Source organism: Petrotoga mexicana DSM 14811, assembly GCF_002895565.1.
In the GTDB taxonomy this organism is placed as follows: Bacteria; Thermotogota; Thermotogae; order Petrotogales; family Petrotogaceae; genus Petrotoga; species Petrotoga mexicana.
Genome location: NZ_AZRN01000036.1, coordinates 1 through 26,244 on the forward strand (window position 1 = coordinate 1; position 26,244 = coordinate 26,244).

General features: G+C 32.8%; 24 protein-coding genes. 11 read left to right on the top strand and 13 right to left on the bottom strand.

Annotated features, from left to right (window positions below):
* The first annotated feature begins 373 nt into the window (after nt 1–373).
* The 5 genes from X927_RS09475 (at nt 374) to X927_RS09495 (ending at nt 6,367) form a co-directional block, all read left to right on the top strand.
* Entirely contained in the window at nt 374–1,333 is a 960-nt protein-coding gene (locus tag X927_RS09475; protein WP_103077831.1) for an asparagine synthetase A, read from the top strand.
* A gap of 115 nt (nt 1,334–1,448) precedes the next feature.
* Nucleotides 1,449–2,918, top strand: a complete 1,470-nt coding sequence (locus tag X927_RS09480; RefSeq protein WP_103077832.1) for a hypothetical protein — start codon at nt 1,449–1,451, stop codon at nt 2,916–2,918.
* A gap of 146 nt (nt 2,919–3,064) precedes the next feature.
* The gene (locus tag X927_RS09485; RefSeq protein WP_281255706.1) at nt 3,065–4,054 is read left to right on the top strand and encodes a glycosyltransferase family 2 protein; all 990 of its coding nucleotides are present in this window, start codon (nt 3,065–3,067) and stop codon (nt 4,052–4,054) included.
* 28 nt (nt 4,055–4,082) lie between these two features.
* Nucleotides 4,083–5,000 (top strand): glycosyltransferase family 4 protein, encoded by a 918-nt coding sequence (locus tag X927_RS09490; RefSeq protein WP_103077834.1) that lies wholly within the window; start codon nt 4,083–4,085, stop codon nt 4,998–5,000.
* A gap of 59 nt (nt 5,001–5,059) precedes the next feature.
* Entirely contained in the window at nt 5,060–6,367 is a 1,308-nt protein-coding gene (locus X927_RS09495) for a hypothetical protein (protein WP_103077835.1), read from the top strand.
* Between the two features lie 106 nt (nt 6,368–6,473).
* Here the strand turns inward: X927_RS09495 and X927_RS09500 are convergent, their stop codons facing one another.
* Nucleotides 6,474–7,586, bottom strand: coding sequence for an aldo/keto reductase (locus X927_RS09500; protein WP_103077836.1), 1,113 nt, complete (start codon nt 7,584–7,586; stop codon nt 6,474–6,476).
* A gap of 24 nt (nt 7,587–7,610) precedes the next feature.
* Nucleotides 7,611–8,744 carry an aldo/keto reductase gene (locus X927_RS09505; RefSeq protein WP_103077837.1) on the bottom strand — a complete coding sequence of 378 codons (1,134 nt, stop codon included), beginning with the start codon at nt 8,742–8,744 and terminating at the stop codon, nt 7,611–7,613.
* Between the two features lie 201 nt (nt 8,745–8,945).
* Here X927_RS09505 and X927_RS09510 point away from each other — a divergent pair, with 201 nt between their 5' ends.
* From X927_RS09510 to X927_RS09525, 4 genes are read left to right on the top strand one after another with little or no spacing between them, the layout of a single operon-like run.
* Complete coding sequence (locus tag X927_RS09510) at nt 8,946–10,082, top strand: sodium ion-translocating decarboxylase subunit beta (RefSeq protein ID WP_103077838.1); 1,137 nt, start codon at nt 8,946–8,948, stop codon at nt 10,080–10,082.
* Between the two features lie 20 nt (nt 10,083–10,102).
* Nucleotides 10,103–10,315, top strand: a complete 213-nt coding sequence (locus X927_RS09515) for a 4Fe-4S dicluster domain-containing protein (protein WP_103077839.1) — start codon at nt 10,103–10,105, stop codon at nt 10,313–10,315.
* Nucleotides 10,316–10,348: 33 nt separating this feature from the next.
* Entirely contained in the window at nt 10,349–11,506 is a 1,158-nt protein-coding gene (locus tag X927_RS09520; protein ID WP_103077840.1) for a 2-oxoacid:acceptor oxidoreductase subunit alpha, read from the top strand.
* Between the two features lie 5 nt (nt 11,507–11,511).
* Complete coding sequence (locus X927_RS09525; RefSeq protein ID WP_103077841.1) at nt 11,512–12,981, top strand: GGDEF domain-containing protein; 1,470 nt, start codon at nt 11,512–11,514, stop codon at nt 12,979–12,981.
* On the opposite strand, the gene X927_RS09530 is transcribed toward X927_RS09525, so the two are convergent.
* Together X927_RS09530 and X927_RS09535 are read right to left on the bottom strand one after the other, a co-directional pair.
* Entirely contained in the window at nt 12,978–13,766 is a 789-nt protein-coding gene (locus tag X927_RS09530; protein WP_103065461.1) for a sulfite exporter TauE/SafE family protein, read from the bottom strand. The genes X927_RS09525 and X927_RS09530 overlap by 4 nt on opposite strands.
* Before the next feature lie 94 nt (nt 13,767–13,860).
* Nucleotides 13,861–14,628 carry a ZIP family metal transporter gene (locus tag X927_RS09535; protein WP_103065462.1) on the bottom strand — a complete coding sequence of 256 codons (768 nt, stop codon included), beginning with the start codon at nt 14,626–14,628 and terminating at the stop codon, nt 13,861–13,863.
* A 357-nt stretch (nt 14,629–14,985) separates the two neighbouring features.
* Here X927_RS09535 and X927_RS09540 point away from each other — a divergent pair, with 357 nt between their 5' ends.
* The gene (locus X927_RS09540; protein WP_103065463.1) at nt 14,986–15,600 is read left to right on the top strand and encodes a DUF4897 domain-containing protein; all 615 of its coding nucleotides are present in this window, start codon (nt 14,986–14,988) and stop codon (nt 15,598–15,600) included.
* Nucleotides 15,601–15,626: 26 nt separating this feature from the next.
* Nucleotides 15,627–16,415 (top strand): DUF6115 domain-containing protein, encoded by a 789-nt coding sequence (locus X927_RS09545; protein ID WP_103077842.1) that lies wholly within the window; start codon nt 15,627–15,629, stop codon nt 16,413–16,415.
* Here X927_RS09545 and X927_RS09550 read toward each other — a convergent pair.
* The 9 genes from X927_RS09550 to X927_RS09590 form a co-directional block, all read right to left on the bottom strand.
* Nucleotides 16,396–17,202 carry a HemK/PrmC family methyltransferase gene (locus X927_RS09550; RefSeq protein WP_103077843.1) on the bottom strand — a complete coding sequence of 269 codons (807 nt, stop codon included), beginning with the start codon at nt 17,200–17,202 and terminating at the stop codon, nt 16,396–16,398. The genes X927_RS09545 and X927_RS09550 overlap by 20 nt on opposite strands.
* 9 nt (nt 17,203–17,211) lie before the next feature.
* The gene (locus tag X927_RS09555) at nt 17,212–17,517 is read right to left on the bottom strand and encodes a metal-sulfur cluster assembly factor (RefSeq protein ID WP_103077844.1); all 306 of its coding nucleotides are present in this window, start codon (nt 17,515–17,517) and stop codon (nt 17,212–17,214) included.
* Between the two features lie 13 nt (nt 17,518–17,530).
* The gene (locus tag X927_RS09560) at nt 17,531–18,538 is read right to left on the bottom strand and encodes a peptidyl-prolyl cis-trans isomerase (protein ID WP_103077845.1); all 1,008 of its coding nucleotides are present in this window, start codon (nt 18,536–18,538) and stop codon (nt 17,531–17,533) included.
* Nucleotides 18,539–18,551: 13 nt separating this feature from the next.
* Complete coding sequence (locus tag X927_RS09565) at nt 18,552–19,178, bottom strand: ribonuclease HII (protein WP_103077846.1); 627 nt, start codon at nt 19,176–19,178, stop codon at nt 18,552–18,554.
* Nucleotides 19,179–19,202: 24 nt separating this feature from the next.
* Nucleotides 19,203–20,153: an ABC transporter permease gene (locus tag X927_RS09570; RefSeq protein WP_103077847.1), complete on the bottom strand. Its 951-nt coding sequence runs from the start codon at nt 20,151–20,153 to the stop codon at nt 19,203–19,205.
* Nucleotides 20,150–21,226 carry an ABC transporter permease gene (locus tag X927_RS09575; RefSeq protein WP_103077943.1) on the bottom strand — a complete coding sequence of 359 codons (1,077 nt, stop codon included), beginning with the start codon at nt 21,224–21,226 and terminating at the stop codon, nt 20,150–20,152. The genes X927_RS09570 and X927_RS09575 overlap by 4 nt, the downstream gene beginning before the upstream one ends.
* A gap of 39 nt (nt 21,227–21,265) precedes the next feature.
* Entirely contained in the window at nt 21,266–22,852 is a 1,587-nt protein-coding gene (locus X927_RS09580) for an ABC transporter ATP-binding protein (RefSeq protein WP_103077848.1), read from the bottom strand.
* 116 nt (nt 22,853–22,968) lie between these two features.
* Nucleotides 22,969–24,069, bottom strand: coding sequence for a BMP family lipoprotein (locus tag X927_RS09585; RefSeq protein ID WP_103077849.1), 1,101 nt, complete (start codon nt 24,067–24,069; stop codon nt 22,969–22,971).
* Nucleotides 24,070–24,094: 25 nt separating this feature from the next.
* Complete coding sequence (locus tag X927_RS09590) at nt 24,095–26,023, bottom strand: hypothetical protein (protein ID WP_103077850.1); 1,929 nt, start codon at nt 26,021–26,023, stop codon at nt 24,095–24,097.
* Nucleotides 26,024–26,244 lie beyond the last annotated feature (221 nt).

The following is a 26,244-nucleotide window of genomic DNA, read 5'->3' on the forward strand; positions in this document are numbered from 1 at the left end:
CTCTCTTTTTATTTTTTTGTTCTATGAGGAGTGATATCTTTTTTTATCCCTTTTGTCAAGTATCTCATCAACCATTTTTATTATACAGCCTTTTTAATTTGACAAATATTTTTTTTTATAGTATAATTAATCAAATTTGAAAATTTATAAAGATAGTAAGAAAAATTGATTTAGGAGAAAATGGTTATGAAAATATCAAAAATGCTATCAGTTTCTAAAAAAGTAAATAATAATAACAATAAACAGCGTCGGTGATTACGCTGTGCATTGTTGTTTTGGAAATTGCCGACGCAGAAAAAACAGCGTCGGTTTTTTTATTTTTATTTTAAAAGACGATATAACGTCTTTAAAAAACACTACAGGAGGGAAAATTATGGCAGAAGTAGAGAAAAAAGATAGAAAAGTGGATTCTGTTGAGTTAGTAAAAATTTATTTGGAAGACGAGACTTACAGTGACGCACTTTTGGTTCAATCTGAAATACTGAGATTATCGAGAGAATTTCTTTCAGAAAAGGGTTTTGTTGAAATTCTTCCGGTGATCGTTTCAACAATCACCGATCCTTTAAATCACGACGTTTTTGATGCTCAAATAGATTATTATGGTAACAAATATTATGTTACTAAATCCATGATTTTGCAAAAGCAAGTTAGCGTTCTGGTTCATGATAAAATATTTTCATTTTCACCAAATTTAAGGTTGGAAACAGCGGAAAAATATTCTTCTGGTAGACACTTGATTGATTTTGTTCAACTGGATATAGAGGCTAAAGAAATGAAAAGAGAAGAGATTATGGATTTGATGGAAGATTTAATAATTTATGTATTAAAAGGTATATTGACGAAATATTCTGGTATAATAGAAAAGTATCACCCAAATTTGAGAGTTCCTACTAAGCCTTTTCAAAAAATAAGTGTAAAAAAAGCAAAAGAACTTTACGGTGATGATTATGAAAAAATTTTATCTGAGCGAGCTGAAGGACCTGTGTGGTTGATAGATATGCCACTTTTAGAGAGAGAGTTTTATGATAAACAAGATATTGATAATCCAGAAGTTTTGTTAGATTTTGATCTAATATATCCTGAAGGTCATGGTGAAGGCATATCTGGTGGTGAAAGAGAGCATGAGTATGAGCAAATAGTTAAAAGAATCAAATTGAAGGGTAATGGTCTAGAAAGCTATGAAGATTATTTGAAATTAGCAAAAGAAGGGTTATTAAAACATTCTGCAGGTTGTGGTATAGGTATAGAAAGGTTCACTAAATACATATTAGATTTGGATCATGTTGAAAAAACTAGGTTGTTCGCCAAAGCTCCTGGAAAGTATACCATTTAGTTGTATTAACAAAAAAGGTCTAAAATGTTTATTATTGCAGAGCAAGAGACGTTCATCGAGGATCGTCTCTGCTTTCCTTTTTAAGGAAATTAATTTTTTTTACTGGAGGTATCTAATGAATATAAAAAGGGCTATTATTTCAGTTTACGACAAAACTAATTTAGAGGATTTAGCTAGTTTTTTATTTCGCAATGGTGTCGAAATTATATGTACAGAAGGGACAAATAAATATCTTCAAGAAAAAGGAATTCCTACTGTAAAGATGGCTGATTATATTGGATTTCCTGAAATTCTAGGTGGGCGTGTTAAAAGTATAGATCCAAAATTAGCTGGAGGTATTTTAGCCAAGTCTAACAATAAACAGCATGAAGAAGATATGATTAATTATAATATTAAAAAAATTGATATGGTTGTGGGTAATTTTCCTACCTTTGAGGAAATTGCAAAAAAAACAAAGAATGAGGAAACACTTTTAGAAAATATAGATATTGGAGGCTATTCTCTTCTTAGGGCGGCTGCAAAAAATTATAAAGATGTTGTGGCATTGGTAGATCCAAAAGATTATCAAATAGTTATTGACAATTTAGAGGATTGTGGTGATGTTCCTTTACAATTAAGAAGAAAGTTGGCATTGAAAGTTTTCTTTTCTACATCTAAGTACGATGCCAGCATTCATAAAATCTTTTCTGAACTATTTGCAGCCGAGAAGTTTGACCATGAATTTTTTGAAATATTGGGAAACTTAAGGTATGGCTCTAATCCAATGCAAGAAGCGATTTTAATGAAATTTTTGGGAAAGGATACTTTCATCGATTATCTAGAAAATTTAACTTTTCATAAAAAGCCTACATTGAGGATATTAAAAGACATAAAATTACTTTTTCATTTGGCGAGTTTTACAAACAATGAGTTTTTGGGTTTTGCAAAGAAAGGAATTTTCGTATTTGGATATTCTTCTCCCACTGAAGAAGAAAAAAAACAATTTGTTAGAATTATTAAAGAACTAAAAGGCGGGGTTGTTTATAGTGACGATCCAAATATAATTACTGAGTTGAAAGATTCAAAACATGACGGAGTAATGACTTCTTATAATCTTGAACAAAGAGAAGAAATAATTTCCTTTAAACCGATGGTTTTTAAGGTTAATAAAAAAGTTTTGGAACAAGAAGAAGAATATATCGTGGATGGTGATTTGGTCGTAAAGCAAAATTTTCAAGAGATTGCTTTGAATTTATCTCCTTCAGAACAATTGGGCTTCGAGATCGCTAAGATTCATAAATCTGATACCTCTGTGTATGTAAAAAATAATCTCATTTGTTGTGGTAATCAGTCTTGTTTGAACAGAGAAATCGCATTAAATGCCCTTGAAAATACTTTGGAAAGATTTGAAGTACTTCTGAAGGAAGGAACAATTATATTTGATTCTCCTATTAATTCTGAGAAAATTACTGATGCAATATTAAATTGGCAGGTTGAAAAGGTAATTGTTCCTCCAACCTTACCGGGATACGAAAAGTATATAAAGATTTTAGAGGAAAATGGCGTTACTTTGTTGGTAACACAGAGAAGGTATCATAGATATTAATGTGCATTAAGGGGCTTTGCCCCTTAAAAACCCCAAAATCAAAATTTATTTTAAAAAAACTATTTTGCATAAACCAGCAAAAAACATAGTTTGCACAGTACGCAAACAAGGAGTGATACCAAATTTCTTTACCTTTAGTCTCAGTAATATTAGTTTGTAGAAATGAAGAAAAAACGATCGAAAATGTGTTAAATTCTTTAATCAATCAGACAAGAAAGCCGGATGAGATAATTGTCGTTGATGGTCAGTCGACGGATAATACCGTTAGTATAATAGAGAAACTCGCTGAAAAGAGTAATAATATAAAAATCATTACGAATAAAAAAAAATATACCCCTTACGGTTTAAATTTAGGGATCAAAAATAGTAAGGGGGATTTTGTTTTTATAGCTGGTTCCCATACGGAATTTGATAAAAAATATTTGGAATCTTGTGTGAAGTTTTTGATGAAACACCCAGAAGCGGGCGCAGTTGGAGGAGTGTCTTTGGCGACCCCCGTTAATGCTAAAAGTTGTTTACAAAAATCGATGGCTTTCTCGTTTTCTTCCCCCTTTGGTACAGCATCCAGGCATAGATATCAAGTGAAAGAGCCACGAGAAGTTGATACCGTTGCATATGCATGTTATAGAAGAGAAGTTTTTGATAAGGTTGGATATTTTAATGATAAACTTTTAAGAAATCAAGATATTGAATTTAATTATAGAATGAGAAAAAAGGGTTTAAAAATCTTTTTATTGCCAATTACAAATAAATATTATGTTCCAAATGGATTGTTGGATTTTATGAAAAAGAATTTTTCAAACGGTTTTTGGAATTACATAACTCTAAAAATATCTCCTTATGGGATTTCCCTTAGACATTTCATTCCTCTTATTTTCGTAGTGTATCTTTTTTGCTTATTCTTATTTTTGGTTCTATCAAAAAATACTGCTTTTAATATTATTTTAGCGATTCCTTTTTTCATATATTTGTTATTAGACACATTATTTTCATTAAAATATGCTATAAAAGAGAAAAATATTTTATTGTTATTTTGTAGTTTTTTTATGTTTTTACTTTTGCATATTTCATATGGTTTAGGAACATTTTGGAGTATAATAAAATCAATCCGTTTTACAAAGATCGGGAAAACATAAATTTTGAAAAATTGTGGGTGAATGCAATTTGTTAGTCATAAAATGTATAAGCTCTTTTGTCTTATCAATTATTTTAGTTCCCATTATGATAAGAGTTGCAAAAAAATACAATATTGTTGATAGGCCTGACAATAAGTTGAAAGTTCATAAGGCTCCCATTCCTTATTTGGGTGGTGTTGCTATTTTTCTTTCAATCTTACCCTTTTATTACAATGATATTGGTTTTATAATTCCTGCCAGTATTTTAACTTTTATTGGGCTTTACGATGATATTAAGAGCGTTTCTCCTTATGTTAGATTATTTGCAGAGTTTGTTGTAGTTTCAATGGCAATATATTTTGTTGGAGGAATTATACAACCTTTTCAGTTTTTTATTTTGGTATTAACAGGAATTGCTCTAGTTAACGGAGTGAATATGGTTGATGGAATGGATGGAGTTTGTGCTGGAACGGCAATAGTAAGTCTGTTATTCTTTTCGTTGATATCCAAAAATTACGAACTGTTAATCTTTGCTTTTGCTATTTTTGGATTTCTATTATACAATTTACCACCAGCTAAAATTTTTCTTGGCGATGCGGGTTCTTATCTTTTGGGTTTTATTTTGTTTTATTCCTTTTCTTTTCTATCCGGGAGATCTGGTAGAGGAGGTTACTTCATCTCATTAATTATCACTGGGTTTTATTTCACGGATTTGGCTTATGCTGTGATAAGACGTTTACTTAGTAAAAAATCTCCTTTTTTAGGGGACAAGGAGCATATTTATGATAAAATTCGAAAAAAATATAAAATAAAACCATTGTTTGTGGCATTAGTTACATATATTATTTCTGTTGTTTTTGGTATAATCGGCTTAATTACTTGGGATTTTCAATTAATAGGTGTTATAATTGTATTGATGTTATTTATATTTCTAGGTTATCATTTTAAGTTGTACAAATATGAGTGATTGAAGAATCAATTATACCAAAAAAATTTCCAAAAGTTTTATGTAAAAGAGGTGTTGTGATGATAATTTTAAAAGGCAATTATGGTGATTATATGAAACTTCGGCCTGTATCAGTTAAAAAGATTTTCCTAGACGAGTCGATGTTGAGAAACAACAAAGATCCTGATATTTACGAAAAATATATTTATGAAGTGGAAGGAAGGTTCGGAAATTACAAATGGTTTAATAACGAGTTCAATTTGGAGGGAAGGGGTAATGGGAAATTAGATAAACTTACCTTTGATATAGAATATATCCCGTTGATATTGACAATCTTAAGGATTAATGCTTTTTTTAAATCGAAAAAGAAGAGTATGATTTCCGTGCTTGCTTCTGATCATGAAAACCAAACTTCGGAGATAATTGCAGAGGAGTCATTTATTTATTCTTTGAATGAAAGTAATAATTTATCATTTTTGTTTTTAAGAAAAATAGGTAAAGGCTTAATCGAACATCACTTAATTTTCACTAACGACTATGGAGATCATTTTGATATGTATATAGAAAGTGATCGCAAGAGTATAGAAAGTTTTTATAAAAATCTGTTGAACGAAACAAATAATTTTCGGGTAGCGATACTTCCAAATATTGCTCAGAAGATCTCTCCATTTTATGAAAAAATAATCGAGAAAATAGCGATCGTTAATTACGAAAATGTTTACAATATTACGGATGATTTTTTTACATTGTATAATCTCAATCCAAAAGAATTTCTGAAAAATTCTGAACCTCGGCAAGAATTAGAAAGGTTTACAAATTATTTGTTTAATGGAAAAAATGAAGAAGAAGAAGATTATTATTTCGATGAAGATATAGACGATGTCGATATTGATTTTACTATAAAGAATATGGAAGATATAGAAGATGAGCTAAAAGATATTACAGATTTGCAAAACAGGGATCAGTTTTTAGGAAACTCTTATTACTATAATGAATCGTACGATTTGTTTATAGAAATGGAAGAAGAGTTTATGGATTTTATGGATCATATAATTTTTGATGAAAATTTGAAAAAGCAGGATAAAGAGTACTATTTAGAAAAAATAAAGAGAATGATCAACGAAGTTTCCTTAATATTCCAAGATTTAAAAGAAAAGAAAGAGTTTGAAAGAGAACTTTTATTAGATATGGTAAACGCTTATGGAATTGAGCAAATTACTGATAAAAAAGATTTAATTTCGGAAATTTTTGAAGAAATAGATATGACTACTGATCTAAATGAAATATATGAAATCTCAGAAGATAAGATCTTAAACGATTATAAAAATTGGTATAAGGATCTAATATTTAAGAAAGGTAAAAGTATGAAAGAAGTCATTAACAACTAATATCAAGAATAATACCCGTTTGGTGAGCCACCAAACGGGTATTATTTTGAGCCTCTCAAAATCCTAAATGCGTAAAGTATCGATCACTATAGTAATATGTAATATTTTAAAATATTTCTCCTTCTCCAAGCTTGTAGTCTACTAATTTTAATTTTCTTATTATGGGTATATCGTAAGGACATCTTTCTTCACATATACTGCATTTTGTACAATCTTTGAAGGTCTTATTAAGTTTAGAATAAGCGGTTTTAGCTTCGTTTTGGTTTCCAAACCAGAATGCCAATCTTTCTCTCAGCGCATAATCTGGGGCCTCGTGAGGTTGATAATCCCTCATTTGTCTGTCGTACCATCCCTCGTACTCAAACACTTTCATAATTTCTATATTTTCTGGGCAAGGCAAACATTTACCACATTGTCTACATACATAATTTCCAAGTTCGGGAGCTCGATAATACAGATTTTCTACAGATTTTTTAGGTAAAGGTTTAAAATTTTCAGCTATCTGAATGTCTTTTCTTAACATGTCTTCGGAGTTTGCTCCTACAACCATTACATCTAAATCCTGAGTCAAAGCATAGTTTAATGCATCGTAGGTAGACCTATAAAGATAACCATCTGCAAAAGCTTTCATGCCAACAATTCCCATGTTTTTTGATCTTGCAAAAGGAATGACTTCTTGATAGGTACTCGGGAAATTAAATATATCCAAGTAGTTAAAACCTGTCATTAGAACATCTAAGTCTACTGTTTTTATCAGTTTAAGTGCATAATTCCCCAAGCCGTGAAAAGATACACCCAATGCTCTTATAATCCCATCTTTTTTAGCTTGAAACAGATAATCTAAGGCTGAATCTTTTTTCAATAAGGCGTCGACATCTTCTTCAGTTGTAACATGGTGGAGAAACAAAATATCTAAATGATCGGTGTTTAGGTTCTTTAAAGTTCTTTCTACAAAATGTCGAGCATTTTTCTTATCTCGAGCATGGCATTTGCTAGCAAGAATTACTTGATCTCTTCTACCTTTCAAAGCGTATGAAATTTTCTTTTCAGATTCGCCATCTCCGTATTCAGCCGCAGTCTCAACGTAATTACCACCCGACATTAGATAAATATCCATTAATTTTGAAACAACATCCTGTGAGATTTCCAACATATGAAACCCACCCAAACCTAAAAGAGAAACCTCAAACCCAGTTTTACCAAGTACTTTTTTATTCATAAAGATCACCTCTATAATTTTGGATCAAGCTAATTCATTTTTGACTTGCTTTAAAAACAATCTTATAGGTATATGCTGTGGACATTCTGCTTCGCAATCACCACATTCCTCACAAATAGAGGCATCTATGCCTTGTTTGATCAAAGTTTGATATCTTTCTTTTGCCTCTGGTAAGTTATCAAATATGTAGCCTTCATTATATATACTAAAAATTGTAGGAATAGGTATACCGTTTTTACAAGGTACACAATAATTACATCCAGTACAATCTATCTTGGATTTACTCTTGTAAATATTTCTGACTTGTTCAATCGCCTTTAATTCTTTTTCACTTAAGGAATTTTGATCTGAATCATCTGCAGTTTTAAGATTTTCTATCACTTGTTCCATTGTGGACATTCCGCTCAGAACGGTAGTTACCTCAGGATGGTTCCACACCCATTTTAACGCCCAATAAGCTGGTGACTTGGTTTTATCTAAATTACTCAAGATTTCGAGAGCTTCTTGAGGTAATTTATTAGCCAATTTGCCTCCTCTAATTGGTTCCATTATTATTACCGCCAAACCCTTTCTTTTAGCATACTTTAATCCTGCGATTCCTGCTTGAAAATGTGTATCAAGATAATTGTATTGTATTTGACAAAAATCCCAGTTATAAGAATCAACGATTTTTTTAAAAGTTTTGAAATCGTCGTGAAAAGAAAATCCGGCAAATTTTATTTTGCCTTTTCTTTTTGCTTCATCCAGAAAATTCAGAACGTCTAGATTGTAAATTTTACTCCATCTTTCTTTATCCAAAGAGTGTAAGAGATACATATCTATATATTCTGTATCAAGTTTTTTTAGCTGTTCATCTAAATATTTTTCAAAATCTTCATACTTATTTGCCAACCAAACAGGATTTTTGGTGGCTAAGTAAACCTTTTCCCTGTAGCCATCTTTTAAAGCTCTACCTACAAAGTATTCACTATTTCCTTGGTGGTAAGGATACGCGGTATCAACATAATTTAGACCATTATCAATAGCATATCTAAGCATTCTTGTTGCCTTTTCTTCATCAATTTTAGAAGGGTCTTCATTCAAAACAGGCAGTCTCATACATCCAAAACCCAACGCTGAAAGTTCTACATCGTACTTACCAAATTTTCTATATTTCAAAAGAGCACCCCCAGTATATTATTATGATTAATTGACTTTGAGATTAGTTTGATAAATAAACTTATTCTACTTTAATTATACCAAAAAAATTAAAAAAATTCTTTTACACAAAGTAGAAACAGTAAATTTTTTTATGTTATAATAAAATACAGTAGAAGTAATTGAAAAAAATTTCATACTTATCTCCGAGGAGGTTTTTAAATGCTATCGGAAGGCATACTCAACTTTTTTTCAAGTACTGGATTTATAAATCTTTCTTGGCCTCAAGTTTTTATGATACTTCTTGGATTGATTATTATCTATTTTGCTATATCTAAACATGCAGAACCACTACTTTTAATTCCATTGGGTTTTGGTATGGTTATAGCTAACATTCCCCCGGAATTAACAGGTATTCTTATGCCTCCTCAGAATGGTCAACCGGGCGGATTGTTGTGGTATATAAAATTGGGACTGGATACGGGGATCTATCCGCCATTGATTTTTTTGGGTATTGGAGCACTAACTGATTTTTCTTATTTGATTGCAAACCCAAAATTGATACTTCTCGGTGGAGCAGCACAAGTAGGGATATTTATTAGTTTTTTACTGGCAAGTTTTTTGGGATTTGATCTTCATTCTGCGGCGGCAATAGGTATTATTGGAGGTGCCGATGGTCCAACTTCTATATACATAGCTTCCAAATTTTCTCCTGATATATTGCCTGTCATAGCTGTTGCAGCCTATTCTTATATTTCACTTATTCCAGTACTACAGCCCTTTGTTTCAAAGTTATTTACCTCTAAGAGGGAAAGAAAAATAAGAATGAGAAGGTTAAGGGAAGTTTCTAAAAGAGAAAGAATCATTTTTCCTATAATAACAACTGTTGTAGTTTCTTTAATGGTTCCCCAATCTCTACCTTTAGTAGGAATGCTTATGTTGGGAAACTTGTTGAAAGAATCCGGGGTAACGGGTAGATTGGCCGAAGCAGCCTCTCGATATATTTTAGACACTGTAACAATACTTTTAATGTTATCGGTAGGGGTGTCGGCGACGGCTGATATATTTTTGTCATTGGTAACCTTAAAAATCATATTGTTAGGAGCAGTTGCGTTTATAGTTGCAATAACAAGTGGAATAGGATTCGCAAAATTAATGAATTTGTTCGTTAAAGATAAAATTAATCCATTAATCGGTGCTGCAGGTGTTTCAGCGGTTCCTGATTCAGCTCGTGTAGCCCAACATATTGCTCAAGAGACCGATCCGGGTAACTTCATTTTAATGCATGCAATGGGACCAAACGTTTCAGGGGTAATAGGTTCAGCTATAGCTGCAGGTTTATTTTTAAGTATACTTTAATTTAGAGGAGGCATAATCAAATGCAAACTACTAAAAAACATTTTAAAGTGATAATAAATTATAACTATTGTAAAAAATGTGGTATCTGTTCTTGGATTTGCCCAGTAGATGCTATAATAGAACAAGAGTTTGGTAAGCCAGTTGTTCCAGATTCAGAAAAATGTACTGGATGTTTGCAATGTGAACGAATGTGCCCGGATTTTGCGATAAGTATTAAACAAATAGATCAATAAAAATGAATGCTCTTTTTAGAAGAGGTGAAATTAATGGGGAAAATGCTCTTTTTACAAGGAAACGAAGCGGTTGGAATGGCTGCTATAAAAGCAGGATGTCGTTTTTTTGCAGGTTATCCGATTACACCATCAACCGAAATAGCCGAATACATGTCTAGAGAATTGCCAAAAGTTGGAGGAACTTTTATACAGATGGAGGACGAGCTCGGAAGTGCAGCTGCTATAATAGGTGCTTCCCTTGCAGGTGTAAAATCCATGACTGCTACTAGTGGTCCCGGATTTTCACTTATGCAAGAGGCTTTAAGATACGCCATTATGACAGAAGTGCCCTGTGTGTTTGTTGATGTTATGAGAGGTGGTCCAAGCACAGGACTTCCTACCAAGCCTTCTCAAGGAGATATAATGCAGATACGGTGGGGAACTCATGGAGATCACCAAATTATTGCGATATATCCTTCTACAGTGGAAGAAGTTTATACATATACTGTCACAGCGTTCAATTATGCAGAAAAATACAGAACACCGGTTATTTTGGTGTTAGATGAAACTTTAGCACATATGAGAGAAAACGTGTATTTCGATTACGAGAAAGAGAATCCACAGATTGTCGAAAGATTAAAGGAAATTGATCTAGGAGAAGAAGAATTATTTTTACCTTTTGATTTAGAGGAACAATTTGCGGTAAATCCATTGGTTGAAATGGGGAAAACAAGATTTCATGTTTCTGGCCTAGTTCATGATGAAAGTGGCTTTCCCATAAGAGATCCAAACACCATATCAAAAGTGATAGAACATTTGGATTCAAAAATTAGATTATCTGCCGAGGAAATTTCTATTTATAACGAATATATGCTACAAGATGCCGATATAGTAGTAGTTGCATATGGGAGCGTTGCTAGGAGTGCCTTGAAGGCGGTTAAACAAGCGAGATCAGATAAAATTCCTGTAGGGTTCTTTAAGCCTATCACTATTTGGCCCATGCCTACCTCAAGACTTAAATTAATATTTAAAAATGCTCAAAGTATAATCGTTCCAGAGATGAATACAGGCCAGTACGTTAAAGAGATGTCACGATTGAATAAATTGAACAAACATGTGGAATCTTTAACGAAAACTAGCGGTGAGTTGATTACACCCGATGAAATATTAGAAATAATTATGAAAATGTGGGTTCAGATTACGGAGATGTAAATAAAATGAATGTAAAATTGCCAGAAAAGTATCAACCAAAAATCAAGTCTGCTTATGTAAATCCAGGTATTACGCTTTTACTTGAAAACTTCACAAAAGAAGTTCTTTTTGATTTTGAAGTTATGATTAAAATTCATTTTGATCCATTCAAAGTACCAGATAATTTGTATAAATTCATAAAGATATGTAATTCATTCTCAATCTTCACGATAAAAAACATAGAAGAGACTAATTGCATAGAAGAACAAAAAGTAGAACTAAAAAGATTTCAAATGGAGATCGTAGTTGAAATTAATTACGAAACATTTCAAAAAGAGGAAAGCATAGTAGTATATGAGATAATTAAAAATTCTTCCACATTAGTAGGATCAATGCTTACAGATATCCTACTCAATTCCTCAAAAATAGCCAATGTCTTCAGGGCTTCCAAAATCATATTGGAAAAAAGTTATAAACCTGAAACGTCTATAGATGAAATGTTATATATAACTATGACAGCGATAACAGGCGGCTTTGCAGGAGGTTTTAATAGGGCTATCTTATTTGTTGAAGATAGTGGTGATTTCAAGGTCCATAGAGTTATTGGACCTGAAAGTGATAGAGAAGCTGACAAAACTTATGAAAAGTTTGAGACACTTGAGAGAAATATAGAATTATATTTGTCTCAGTATGAAGTTGGAATGAGTTATTTTTCAAATTTAGAAAAAAGGATAAAAGGTATTACTATTAAAAAAGAATTGTTAATAGATAATGATCTTTTTAAATACGCAATTGAATCGCATAGTACTATTAAATTACCTGTAAGTCGATTGGAGGAAAAGATAGTAAATTTACTTGATTTAAGGGGAGAAATAGCTATTTCACCAATAGAAATAGACAATGGAAGACTTGCTTTTTATCTTTGCGATAATAGATATAACGGGAAACCAATTACAGATGATCAACTGGAAATTTTAGATTATTATGCTAAAGAAAGTTGGATGATGTGGCAAAATAAAATTTATCAAAGTATCTTAAAAAAAGATGCTCAGATTGATCCGCTAACCAATATTGGAAACAGAAGAAGTTACGAAAATTACATTTCTTCTATAAAATATTTAAAAAATCAGAAAATAGCCTTAGTAATGGTGGATTTAGACGACTTCAAAGAGGTAAACGATTCCTACGGTCACGAAGAAGGAGACACACTCTTAAAAAAATTTGCGCAACTATGTGTTGATAATTTGAGAAAAAAAGATAGTATATTCAGATATGGTGGCGATGAGTTCGTAATAATTTTAGAAGGGGTTAAAAAAGAAGAGGTTTATTCTATTTTGAAAAGAATAAACCGTAAACTAAAACAAGAGATGAATGTCACTTTTTCTGCGGGAGTAGCGTATGGTAACAGCCATGAAATAGATTTACTTTTCAAAATTGCCGACCAAAATCTATACATGGCAAAAGGGCAAGGAAAAAATAAAATTATCATCAATTAAGATATTATACCGTCTGTAATTGTCATTGCCCCTAAAAGGATAAATGCTACTCCAGCAATTTTGCTAAGTTTTTCTTCCGAAACGTTATTAGCGAATGTTGCAGCCATTTTTGAACCTACAGCACCACCTACAACCGCGAAAGCTAACAAATCCCAAGGGATTGGGGCATACAACGCATGAGAAACAGCACCAGATAATGCTGTAAAAGCCATTATCAGAACAGAAGTTCCTACTGCAACGTGAATTTTATATCTTAAAACCAGGGTAAGTATAAGAAGTATCATCACTCCGCCGCCTGCACCGACAAAACCAGCTATAAATCCGATTAACAAACCCCAAAGTATTGAGCTAGTAATTCTTTTGACATTATTTATATTTGGATCATTTTTATGTTTTTCTTGAATAGTTTGTATTCTTTGATGTAAAGGCTTCCTTATGAAATTTATACCGATTAATAAGATTGCAACTCCAGTAAATCCTCCTAATCCGGCTGAAGGAACATATGAAGAAATCCAAGTTCCAATTATAGCCCCCACAATTGCACTTATTGCCATCTGTAATCCAGATTTTAAATCAATATTACCGTTTCTTCTATAAGTATTTGCTGCTACCAACGATGCCACCACATCCGTCGCTAAACTTATTCCTATAGCTTCAAAAGTTGGAATATCTAAAAAAGTTATTAAAACAGGTACAATTACCGCTGCAGCACTTGCTCCAATTATTCCTGTAACAGCTCCAGCGCCCCAACCGGCTAGAACTGAGATTATGTATTGACTTATCATATTTTTTTGACCTCCAAAAAAGTTTTTATAATGTCTTTAAAAACACTAAAACATGCATTTTGAAAATTAGTTTATTTCTAAAACGTCTATTTATTTAGCCTAATGCTACATCGAGGACCAGCATCAGCAAAAATCCAAAAATCAGTGAGAAAGTAGCCGTTCTTTCGTATCCGTGAGAATGTGTTTCTGGGATTATCTCATCGCTGATAACGTACAGCATAGCCCCTCCCGCAAATGAAAGAAAAAAAGGTAAGGCTGGTTTCATTAAGACCACTAGAGATGCCCCAAGTAAACCTCCTATAGGTTCGACTAATCCTGTCAAAAAACTCCAAAAGAAACTTTGTTTTCTTGAATAATTTGCTTTAATTAAAGAGAAAGCTGTCGCTGTCCCTTCTGGAATATTTTGTAGTCCTATAGCAACTGCTACAGTAATACCATTAGCAATCATTCCACCACCAAAACTCACCCCTACAGCCATTCCTTCCGGAAAGTTATGGAGTGCTATTGCGATAACGAACAACCATATCTTCTTTAAACGGGCTAACTCAGGTCCTTCATGTCCCTTTAAAAAATGTTCATGAGGGGAGAAGGTATCCATTAATTCAATAGTAAGTGCGCCGAGAAATATCCCTAAAATAGTTATTAATATTCCACCCGTGTCTAAAGATGGAATTATAAGTGAAAAAACAGTAGCTGCGAGCATAACACCGGCAGCAAATCCTAAAAACATATCTAAATTTTTTTCGCTTAACTCTTTTTTGAAAAACAATACTGGAATAGCTCCAATTGAAGTAGCAAGACCAGCGATCAGACTTGCTAGGGTTCCAAATATCCATATTTGAGAACTGGTTAATTCGTTCATCTTAGCCCTCCTTGTAGGTTGTTTTTTTAGTTTTGTGAATTTAGTGAAGAATATTAATTTCAAAAGCCGATTAATATTCTTTCAGGAAGAAGCTTTTTATCCCACAACAATTCTTAATTATAATATCTCTGTTTTGTGCAGATATTACAACCGATATAACTTTAAGTTAGAATTACGATTGCAACTTCTTGTTATATTTGATATAATTTAATGATTCTTCGGAGTAGGCTAGGGGGTGAAAGGGAGAAATCTGTACGGGGTATTGACTAAATTTTTGTACCTTTAAAAAAAACACTTGATTTATGTTATAATAAAAAATAATCAACAGGTTAAAGATCATTTATTAGGAGGAATCACATGGCTAACGATCAAAAACAAAAAAGGGGTAATAGCTTTAATTTCATAATCATAACATTAATTTTCTTTGCTGGGTTAGCTATTTTTCAATTTTTTATGTACAGAAATCTTCAGCCTCAGTTTCAAGTAATATCAAGAGATATTACATTTACTATTTACGAAGACCTTTCCGTGGATTTTGCAACCAAAGTAGAAATACTAACAGAAAACGAGAGAGATTACGAAACCTTGGTAGAAGGGTTTAACACCCCCGATGAAGAAAAGCTTTCTCTTTTTCAACAATCTTTGGATAATTTAAAAGAACAAATCCCAAGAGATTTTGTGGTTTTATCTTATGAGTCAACCGTAAATTCCAATTCTCCAAGGATTTATGTGAATGAAACGGTTAAATTGGAAGGGTTGGTTTATAGAAATGATAGAGGAAATATTGAATTTTCTCTTTCTGGACAACTTTTAAGTGCTCAGAATGAGGAAGTGACTGTAAGTATTCATTATCCTTATGGTTGGGAAGTCTTAAGTGTAAATCCTACTCCCACTTATATAGACCAGAATGTTATAGGCTATTCCTATACCGGGGCATTAGGTTATCCCACGATAGAATTCCAATCTAAATAGACTATCGTAAAAATGGGGGAATTGTAATGGTTATTTTATATTTATTAGTTGTCCTTTCTCTCACAATATCAATTGTTAATATTTTTCTTATGATCCGTTTAGGCAACTTTTTACAAGAAAATAACGAGACAGGGGAAAAATATGAAAATTTTGAGGAAGAAAAAAACCTCTATTTAGCAAGATTTCAAAAGATAACCTCCACAAGATTAAGGGCCTTAGATAATAAAATAGAATTGGTTGATCAACTTATGAAAGATTTAGATGATGCTTATGCTAAAACTTTTTCATTGTTGACAGATTTAGAAAGGAAATTAGATTCGTATAAGAGACAAGAAATTGAAACTAAAGTCCAAAACACAAAAAATTTAGAAGATCAGAAGGATAATAAAAATCAAAAAGAGACAGTTGAAAAAGACGATAGACTAAGGGTTTACGAGCTTTCAAGAAAATTAAATATATCAAGTAAAAAGTTGGTTGATTTTATTAACACAAATACCGATTTGGATGTTTCTAACCATTTGGTAAAGTTGACACCAGAAGAAGAAAAAATGATATTTGAGAAAATCAAAGAAGTTCCCAACATCTCGTCAAAGAAAGAAAATATTCCATCAAATATCGATATGGCTAAAGATAAAGATAAAAATATAAATATAAATATAAGTAAAGATAATGCTAACTATAAATACGACAAAACTGACAAAATTCTTGAGTTGTCCAAGAATGGCTATACCCATCAAGAGATAGCTAAGGAATTGAAAATTGGTGTAGGTGAGATAATGCTTGTTCTAAGTTTGTTTAATAATGAGGGGAAATAAAGATGAATCTTTCTTTCTTAAAAGAGTCAGGCAAAATTTGAACTTTTCCTATTGTTGATAGAATTTCAGCCGTTTTTTTTACAGTAAATTCACTGGTTTCGAACAAGAGATATTTAGATTTTAAAAGGTGAGAATATTTAGATATCTTTTTAAAAAAACTTTGACCATCGTATCCCCCATCAAGGGAAATTCTAGGCTCATATTTTAAAAAACGATTTTGTTCTATAAAAGAAGTTTCCACATATGGAGGATTTGAAATTATCAATTCTACTTCTTCAATGTCTTTCAAAAATGGATCTAAGCAATCACCAATTTTAAATTCAACATTGACACCTAATCTCTGAGCGTTGTATTGAGCTACTTTTATCGCAGCTTCTGAAATATCAGAAGCCTGAACCTTAATTTTTGGGGTTTGCTTTTTTATTGAGATTGCTATCACACCAGAACCTGTCCCTATATCAATTACATGTTTTATATTTTTATTTTTTATAAGATTGACTGCTAATATTACTAAATCTTCAGTTTCTATCCTAGGTATTAGTACATTTTCATCTACAAAAAACTCATTTCCTAAAAAAGAAACCTTTTTTGTAAAGTATTCGATAGGATACCCTTCTTTAAGATGTTTAAGTAAAAAATCGAAAGTTTGGTGAGAAATTTCTACTTCTGAATCTTTAAGAAAAAAAGATATATCTTTATCTTCAATTTTTGATAATATTTTCAATATACGAAAGGGGGAGATTTTAAACTCCCCCTGAATTTTACTTAATAACTCTGTTATCTTCATTATCTTACCTCAAATTCCCAAAATATTTCTAACTTCTTCACTCGCCATCTGCGGATCCCAGGGGGGATCAAAGGTAAGTTCGATATCTACATCGTTGATTTGTTCTATTTCTTTTACCTTCTCTTTTGCATTTTCAATTATTAAACCGGCCAAAGGGCACATTGGGGTGGTTAATGTCATCAATATGTGAACGTTATTGTTCTCATCTATATCTACCTTGTATATCAAACCTAATGAAACGATATCGAATCCAATTTCCATATCATAAACCTCTTTCAGAGCATTTATGATTTTATCTTTTTCTATATCAGGCATGAGTAAGCCTCCTTCAAAACATATCAGAATTGAGAATTATTGAAGATTCTTCTTGAAATTTTTGGAATTCAGTTGGTAAAACTTTATCAAAATATTCTTGAGCTTTTTTGTCTTTTAAGTTAAAAATTATTTGGTCTTTTGCTTCTTCAAAAGTTAACTGTTTTTCTGGGTATTTTCGTTCTATTTTTAAAAGAGCATATGTACCGTTTTGCGAATCATACAAAAGAGGCGTTGTAATAAATCCTGGAGGATTGCTTTTTACAGTTTGTACAATCGAATTTGAATCATCTTTAAGATTTATTCTCATAGAGGTAGCTGAATCAGTTTGTTCAAATACTTCATCATATGTGTAATAACCTTCAATAATACGATTGTATGTGTAAGAAGCATCTTCTGTGCTATTGAATATAATTAGCTTTATATCAGCTGCAGGATCAGATTTATAGATGGCTTTGTTGTTTTGATATTCCTTTGCAATTTCTTCGTCGGTTACTTCTGCCTCTTGAACAATTTTGGTATAAAGCGCAGCTATAGAATTATTGTATAATGTTGAATAATATGCAGCTTCTAAATAATTTGTTTTTGAAGTGTAACCTAAGGCGAGAAGATAATTTTCTATTTCTTCGTCAGGTATTCCAACGTCTTTAAAGGCTTTTGAAAAGTTTTCTTCAATGTTATTCCACGTTTGTTTGCGTTGTAAATCTATGTTTTTTTGTTCGACGAATTGTATAAAAAGAACTTGATTGACTATTTTTAAAGCTTGATCTTCTAAATATGTATTCATGAGTTCAACACCTGTAGCTGTTCTTGTTAAAACAGAATAAAACTCGGGATAAGAATTATAAATATCTGACAAAAGGTAAACTATTTGAGATCTTGATATTAATAGTTCTTCACTAAGTGTTTCTTCATTAACTTTTGCAAAGGTTGCTTGCTCCAATGGTTGATAGATTATTTTTGGATAAAGAATAGTTGAAATAAGAAATACAAAAAATAACAATAGTTGAGCTTTTTTCCTCAAGATATTTGCCTCCTCATAAAATTCCTTCTTCGATGAATCTCTTAATAGGATTAAATGTTTTTCTATGCTCTGATATTATACCATATTTTTTTATGCTTTCAATGTGTTTCCTGGTAGGATAGCCTTTGTGGTTTACAAAGCCATAATTAGGATATATTTCATGTAGTTGATTCATATATATATCTCTTTCGTATTTTGCTACAATAGATGCAGCTCCTATTAAAGGAGATATTTGATCGCCTTTGATTATGCATTCGTAATTATAATCAAGTTTGAAGAACTTTCCATCGATGATTGAATAATAATCGTTCAGATTTTTTCCCACCACTTTTACCAATAATTTCATAATTGCTAGTTCAGTCGCCTTGAATATATTTATTTGATCTATTAAATCTGAAGTTGAAAAATTACTATAATATTTAAAATTTTTCGTTATTTGAAAGTATCTTCTCTCTCTTTCTTTTGGAGATAACGATTTTGAATCTCTTCCAATTTTTGCTAATAATTCGCATTCTTTTTTTGATTCTATAACAACAGCCCCCACAAAAACAGGCCCAGCTAATGGGCCTCTTCCAGCTTCATCTATACCAATTATTTTTTTGTACTTATTTAACAAAGCTATTTCAATATTTTCTTGCATATTATCCACCTTTGAAACATACTTTTACTCTTTTTCGTAAGGGACCCCGTCGGCAGCGGGTGCTCTTGTTCTTCCAACAAATCCTCCAACTACGATTATAGTCAAAACGAAAGGCAATAAATTTAGTAAAGCTTTGATTTCTGAAGGAAGAACCATCAAAGTTTGAAGTTGAATATTCATAGCTTCTGCAGCTCCGAAAAGCAAAGCCGCCCACATTGTACCAATAGGATTCCAATTTCCTAATATCATGGCTGCCAAAGCAATGAAGCCTTTTCCGGCTGGCATCTGTTCTTGAAACTGTCCTATATCACCTAGGGCTAGATACATCCCTCCTAATGCAGCGAGCACTCCACTCATTAAAACTCCAAAGTATCTTATCGCCTTAACGTTCACACCTAACGTATCCGCAGCCCTTGGATTTTCACCTACAGAACGCATTCTTAAACCTAAAGGAGTCTTGTAAAGTAAAAACCACGATCCGATGATGACTACTATAGCAATGTAAAAGAAGGAACTGATTTCTCCGAAGATTTCTCCAATGAAAGGAATATTTTGAATTGCCTCTATTTTTACCGTTGGGATTTTAGCAACAAAGTCTGTTTGACCTTCTTGGCCAAAAATAGGTTTCATTAGAAAACCAGTGAACCCTTGAGCAATCAGAATCAAAGCTGTAGCAGAAACAATTTGATTTGCTGCCCATTCTATGGAAACATAAGCATGAAAGAAGGCCAAAATTAAACCTCCAATCATACCTAAAATCAATCCAATCCAAGGGTTCCCAGTAAGAAAAGTAACAGCCACCCCGATGAAGGCTCCTAATTTCATTATACCTTCTAAAGCAATATTTGTTACGCCGGTTATTTCACTGTAAACTCCTCCAATTCCAGCAAAAATCAATGGTAATGCAGAAAGAATCGTTAATTTATAAAATAAAGGTGAAGCAAAAGCAGTAAATATAGCTTCAAACCAATTCATTCTTCTTCACCACCTTGAATTGTTTTTGGTGATTTTTTCTTTCCAAGTTGAGTAGCTTTCATGATCCAGGTTCTTATGATTCTATCTGCAGCGACAAAGTATATTATTATTCCTTGTATAACAACAATAATATCATCTGGTACCCCTATAGTTTGCATTGCATTTGAACCAGATCTCAGGGATGAGATAAGGAAAGCGGCAAAAATAATCCCTATAGGATTGTTTTGGCCGATCAATGCAATAGTTATTCCATCAAAACCTCTATCGCTTGTGAATGCTCCAAAAATCCTATGATGGACAGACATGACTTCTAAAGCCCCAGCCAAGCCAGCCAAAGCTCCTGAAATAGCCATTGTTAGTACTATATTTTTACTTATCGATATACCTCCATATTCTGCTGCATATGGATTGAAACCTACGGCTTTAACTTCGTAGCCAGTTGTTGTTTTCTCCAGTATTATATAAATAGCAATTGCAGCGACTATGGCTATTAAGATACTAGAGGGAATTGTAGATGCTTGGACTGTTAATAGCGCAGGAAGTTGAGCACTTTGTGCAATTTCAGGGGATTTTGGAACGCCTGCGCCTACAGCAAATGGTCCGGCTACCAGATAATTGGTAATATGATAAGCTATCCAGTTCAACATTATGGTACTTATAACTTCATGAGCACCAGTTTTAGCTTTAAGCCAACCGGCTATAGATGCCCAAAAGGCTCCTCCAGCCATACCAGCAACAATGGTCAAAGGTATTGCAACAGCAGAGGGGACATTGCCTAAGTTCAGTCCTACCGCTACCGCCATTATCCCTCCCATGGCCATTTGACCTTCGGCACCTATATTGAAAACTCCAGCTCGAAATCCAAAGCCAACTGCTAAACCAGTAAGTAACAAACTAGTCATTTTTGTTATATTGTCAGCCCAGGAAAGCCTGCTGCCAACCGCTCCTTTAATCATGGCTCCATAGGCTTTTAAAGGATTTTGACCTATGGCTAATATTATAATTGCTGCAATTAAAAGTGAAACTACAACTGCTAAAAAAGGTACTAGAAAAGACATCCATCTTGATTTCATAAGTTTTGAGGAAGAAGTCACTTTATTAGCGCCTCCTATTTATAGACTTTTAATTTCTCCAGCCTCTTCCATTAATTTTACTTCATCCAAACTCTTTCCTGCCATCATTAAACCGATCTCTTCTATTGTTAATTGACCATTTTCAAATTCACCCATAGATTTTCCTTCATACATAACCATTATTCTATCAGATAAAGACAAGATTTCTTCGAGTTCCATGGATATCAGTAAAATAGCCACTCCTTCTTGTCTCAAATGTATCAATTCTTTGTGGACGTATTCTATTGCTCCTACGTCTAATCCTCGTGTAGGTTGGGAAACGACTATAAATTTAGGTGAAGTGCCAATTTCTCGCGCGATGATAACTTTTTGTTGGTTTCCACCAGATAAGTTTCCTGTATATATATCAATCTCAGGTGGTCTAACATCAAACTTCTCTATGAGGTCTTTCGAAAAATCTCTTATATCATCAAGTTTTAGGAATCCTCTTTCTGAAAATTGTGGTTTGTCATGAGAACCTAAAATTAGATTAAAATAATTTGGGAATTCATGAACCATTCCTCTTTTTTGTCTGTCTTCAGGTACATGAGCTATGCCTAGCTCCCTTAATTCTTTTACAGATAAATTTGTAACCTCTTTACCTTGGAAATAGAACTTACCACTTTCAATTTTTCTAAGGCCAGTTAAGGCTTCAGCAAGTTCAGACTGTCCATTTCCTGCAACTCCAGCTATTCCTAGAATCTGGTTTTTTCTAACTTCAAAGTTAAGGCCTCTTACAGCATCTAACTTTCTATTGTCTTTTATCCACAAGTTTTCAACTTTCACTAGTACTTCTCCAGGTTCTATTCTTGGTCGATCTATACTTAGAACAACTTCTCTTCCAACCATCATATTTGCCAATTCTGTTTCGTTTGTGTCCGAAGTCTTTACGTTACCAGTAACCTTTCCAAGTCTCATAACGGTGATATTGTCGCTTATCTCTAACACTTCTTTCAATTTGTGACTTATAAAAATAATCGTCTTACCATCTTTTCTTAAACTTCTTAGTATTTCAAATAGCTCTTGGGTTTCCTGAGGGGTCAAGACGGCAGTAGGTTCGTCGAGTATTAATATGTCTGCGCCTCTATAAAGCGTTTTAATTATCTCCACTCTCTGCTGCATGCCTACAGGAATATCTTCGATTTTTGCCTCTACATCAACCTTGAGTCCATACTTTTCAGACAGTTCCTTTACGTCTTTTTTTGCTTTTTTAAAATTAAAAGTAATGCCCCTTTTGGGTTCACTTCCTAAAACAACGTTTTCCGCAACTGATAAATTTTCAACGAGCATAAAATGTTGATGAACCATCCCTATACCATTATCTATAGCATCAGAAGGACCTTTGATATCAACTTTTTTTCCTTTTATATAAATCTCACCGCTAGTAGGTTGGTATAAACCATAAAGTTGATTCATCAAAGTAGTTTTTCCGGCACCATTTTCACCTATTAATGCATGTATTTCGCCTTTTTTTACTTTAAATGTGACTCTATCGTTTGCAACTACCCTTGGGAATACTTTAGTTATCTCTTTCATGTATACTGCATAATCATTTAACTCTTCTTGAATATTCTCAGTTTGAGGCATCTGTAACCTCCTTTCAACTTTAGAAATAAAGGTTTTAATAAACTTTAAAAAAATAGTCTACAAAATAGGCGGGATTTTATCCCGCCTCATATTGGAATAAATAAGATATCTTAATATTAGAATGGAAAAACTATATTACTTGCATTGAAAGAACCTAATTCAGCTTCGTTTTGAGGAATATTAATTTTTCCTTCCTTAGCCAGGGATTGTAAATATGCTAATTCTGCTATAACTTCGTTTGGTATAAGTCCCTTGGTGTATTTCATTGGAGAGATTCCAACACCGTCATCAACTATTCCTAAGTTGTTGTGTCCTGCTTGAAAATATCTAGCTGACAAAGCTGAGTTAATACCTTCAAAAGTAGCTACATCGATCTTTTTCGTAATACTGAGTAATACGTAACCTGGTGCCATATAATCTTGATCCACGTCCACTCCAATGGCAAAGTAACCTTCACCTTTTTCATAATATTTATCTATAACCTGTTGTAAAGGAGCATCCGCTGGTAAACCATAGAAAGACATTCCGGTTTCTTTTGCAGCATCGATGACGCCATTTCCTGTTGCACCAGCACATGCGAAGACAATATCTGCACCGTTGTCATACTGAGAAAGGGTTAACTGTTTCCCTTTTGCTGGATCTTCAAAACTGGCAGCGTAACCGATTAAAACTTGAACATTTGTACCATGAATTTGGTTGTAGGCTTCAACTCCTGCTCTGTAACCTATTTCGTATCTTTTGACTGGAGGAATTTCCAAACCACCAACAAAACCTATTTTTCCTGTTTTGGTCATGGCAGCAGCGACGTACCCGCCTAAGAATCCTGCTTCATGTTCTTTAAAGGTGTAAAGGGCTAAATTGTTTGGAATCGTTTGACCTGGAGATGGCTCTATATCTATTCCTATAAAAAATGTATCGGGATATTGAGCAGCGATATTAAATAAAGCATCTGCCATCATAAATCCAACCCCAATTACTACATCTCCTCTTTGAGCGGCGTTGGTTAAATTTGGAATGTAATCAGTTTGTTCCTTGGATATAATTATTTCTCCTTCAACATTAGGAAGTTGTTCCATAGCCATTTGTACTCCTGCCCAAGTGCCATCGTTGAATGACTTATCTCCTAAACCGCCAACATCAGTTACCATAACAACTTTGAGAGCAAAAGAACTTACAAACATTAAACTAATTAAACTAAAAACTAGCAACTTTTTCATGTTTTTCTACCTCCTTTAGGTAAATTTATTTGTTCCTTTGATAGTGTAAGTATCTCAAAAACAGAAGTGAAGTTAAAATTAACAAAATTATTCCGAAAATATAGTTGATAGTGTAATCAACAGTGTGGATAATAGGATATCCAGTTTGACTGAAAACTTCAAGCGGAGTTACTTTTATAAAACTAAGAATGCTTAGGAAATACATGGATATTAAAGAAATATATTTTACGAATTTCTCTTCAAAAATTACAAGAATCGTTAAACTTAAGAAAAACAAAAGAAAGATTTTCGTACCAAAAACAGTGTTATAGGCTTTTAAATTTATTTTGTCGACCTTTTCAACGTCAAAAAAAGAATATAAAGTTGGCAACAATGGATCAATGAGATCAGTAGATCGTAGGAGTTGGTTTGAAGTATCCATGAATTTCGATTCGAATTCGGCATCTGAAAATTTTAAAACATCATGAACTTGAACCTTTAACGTATCTACCTCATTATAAATATTCCTTTCGGTAATTTCTGATGAGTTCACAAAATCAGTAACCTCTTTTGAAAAGTCAAGCGGTATACCTCGATAATTTTCTACTTTGTCAATTTTCAAGCCGTCCCTATTCGTTTGAACTGATGAACCTTGTAGATTTGATAAAACTTGTGAATTCAAAAGATCATCTAAAAAGGATGCGAAAGTCGATTTATAAAAAGTATTAACCTTGGAATATTCACTTCCTAAGTGGGAGTTCAAACTGGATATAGTTTTATGTAAAGGAGCGTGTGGGTAAGCAACAACATCGTTCAATAGCTGGGTTTCGAAAGTAGAGTTATCAAACTGAGTATTTTTTCCCATCAAAAGATCATAAGAATAGTATGATGGGACGAACAGAGTAAGCAGCACTAAAAAAAAGATGGAAAAGTTTATAACTTTTTCTGTAAACTTAATCTTTTTTCCGATACTTTTGAAGAGCAAAACGGCTAAAAACAAAAATACAAAAGTTACTATATAACTTCCATAGATGAAAGAAGATACTGTATCTTTTATCGGATTGTAGAATGCTAAAAGGTATACAAATTCAACTCCGAATATGCTTAAGACTGTTATCCAAAAATATTTTCTTAAAAATAAGAATGTTACAAGAATCAAAGCAGCATAAATGATAATTCTTATAAAAGAAATATTAACCCCATGCCTTCCTTCCTCAATAAACATTTGGGTAACTTGTTGTATTTGTTCGTTGGTTTCATTTATTAGTGAATTGACATAATTGTAAGAGAGTTGATCTATGGCAATTTGGAGTGGTCTTCCCGTTGTGTCTGATTGAGCAAGTTGTTGAATACCATGTTCCAAACTCTCTTTATTTTCTAATATTATCTTATTGTATTCAGGGTTAGTTTCTCCTTCATATATGTAAAATCTTTTATCCAAAATTTCCGCCTTAGATTCGAACCTTTGAATATCTGTAAATGGAGCGGTATCAACAATTCCTAAAGAATATATAATAACATTGCCGAAGTAAGTTAAAGCATCATTCTCTAAAGATCTTGTATAATCTTGAACAGTAGCAAAATAGGCTGGCATCGATCTTATCATCTCTTGAGTAATTTGTTCACCCGAAAGATCTGATTGAACATACACTAAAAACCCGGCCAAAGCCAATTTTTCTTCGATTGTTGTAAATTGAGACTGAACATTGTCGTATATCTGAGATAAATAAGTTTGGACATTTGTAGGCCTATCAACGTATTCGGCGCTACCTATCATTTGAGTTCTATAAAATCTATATAAGCCTAGATTACTAAGTTCTTGAAAAAAAGAATCGAATTCTTCGTTTGAAACACTTCCCTCTTCATTGTAGGTCTGAATAAGAGTCGTAAAAAAATCTCCAACCGCTTCAACATCGATCGTAAAAGCTGTTAAAGAAAAAATGACTGTAATTAATAAAATGGCTAATTTCTTCATCTCTATCCTCCAAATCATTATAATGTATTGTAAAGCAATAAATATAGATTGATTTTATTATAACATTTTTTTTGTAATTGTTCAACCAGGGAGTTTCTTAATTATACTTGGTTATTAGCAATTATATCTATTTAAAAGCGATTACAGTAAGTTAAGAGCTTTTTCACTGAGAAATTAAAATAATTAAATGTTGATTGAAAAAATGTGATGTGGTAAAATAA

Excerpts from the sequence above, each read along its gene's own strand:
- X927_RS09525 (WP_103077841.1), top strand. The coding sequence starts at position 11,512 with ATGAATGTAAAATTGCCAGAAAAGTATCAACCAAAAATCAAGTCTGCT.
- X927_RS09565 (WP_103077846.1), bottom strand. The coding sequence starts at position 19,178 with ATGCAAGAAAATATTGAAATAGCTTTGTTAAATAAGTACAAAAAAATA.
- X927_RS09475 (WP_103077831.1), top strand. The coding sequence starts at position 374 with ATGGCAGAAGTAGAGAAAAAAGATAGAAAAGTGGATTCTGTTGAGTTA.
- X927_RS09530 (WP_103065461.1), bottom strand. The coding sequence starts at position 13,766 with ATGATAAGTCAATACATAATCTCAGTTCTAGCCGGTTGGGGCGCTGGA.
- X927_RS09550 (WP_103077843.1), bottom strand. The coding sequence starts at position 17,202 with ATGAAGATAACAGAGTTATTAAGTAAAATTCAGGGGGAGTTTAAAATC.
- X927_RS09480 (WP_103077832.1), top strand. The coding sequence starts at position 1,449 with ATGAATATAAAAAGGGCTATTATTTCAGTTTACGACAAAACTAATTTA.
- X927_RS09500 (WP_103077836.1), bottom strand. The coding sequence starts at position 7,586 with ATGAATAAAAAAGTACTTGGTAAAACTGGGTTTGAGGTTTCTCTTTTA.
- X927_RS09510 (WP_103077838.1), top strand. The coding sequence starts at position 8,946 with ATGCTATCGGAAGGCATACTCAACTTTTTTTCAAGTACTGGATTTATA.
- X927_RS09575 (WP_103077943.1), bottom strand. The coding sequence starts at position 21,226 with ATGAAATCAAGATGGATGTCTTTTCTAGTACCTTTTTTAGCAGTTGTA.
- X927_RS09540 (WP_103065463.1), top strand. The coding sequence starts at position 14,986 with ATGGCTAACGATCAAAAACAAAAAAGGGGTAATAGCTTTAATTTCATA.
- X927_RS09555 (WP_103077844.1), bottom strand. The coding sequence starts at position 17,517 with ATGCCTGATATAGAAAAAGATAAAATCATAAATGCTCTGAAAGAGGTT.
- X927_RS09515 (WP_103077839.1), top strand. The coding sequence starts at position 10,103 with ATGCAAACTACTAAAAAACATTTTAAAGTGATAATAAATTATAACTAT.
- X927_RS09520 (WP_103077840.1), top strand. The coding sequence starts at position 10,349 with ATGGGGAAAATGCTCTTTTTACAAGGAAACGAAGCGGTTGGAATGGCT.
- X927_RS09585 (WP_103077849.1), bottom strand. The coding sequence starts at position 24,069 with ATGAAAAAGTTGCTAGTTTTTAGTTTAATTAGTTTAATGTTTGTAAGT.
- X927_RS09535 (WP_103065462.1), bottom strand. The coding sequence starts at position 14,628 with ATGAACGAATTAACCAGTTCTCAAATATGGATATTTGGAACCCTAGCA.
- X927_RS09580 (WP_103077848.1), bottom strand. The coding sequence starts at position 22,852 with ATGCCTCAAACTGAGAATATTCAAGAAGAGTTAAATGATTATGCAGTA.
- X927_RS09590 (WP_103077850.1), bottom strand. The coding sequence starts at position 26,023 with ATGAAGAAATTAGCCATTTTATTAATTACAGTCATTTTTTCTTTAACA.
- X927_RS09545 (WP_103077842.1), top strand. The coding sequence starts at position 15,627 with ATGGTTATTTTATATTTATTAGTTGTCCTTTCTCTCACAATATCAATT.
- X927_RS09570 (WP_103077847.1), bottom strand. The coding sequence starts at position 20,153 with ATGAATTGGTTTGAAGCTATATTTACTGCTTTTGCTTCACCTTTATTT.
- X927_RS09495 (WP_103077835.1), top strand. The coding sequence starts at position 5,060 with ATGATAATTTTAAAAGGCAATTATGGTGATTATATGAAACTTCGGCCT.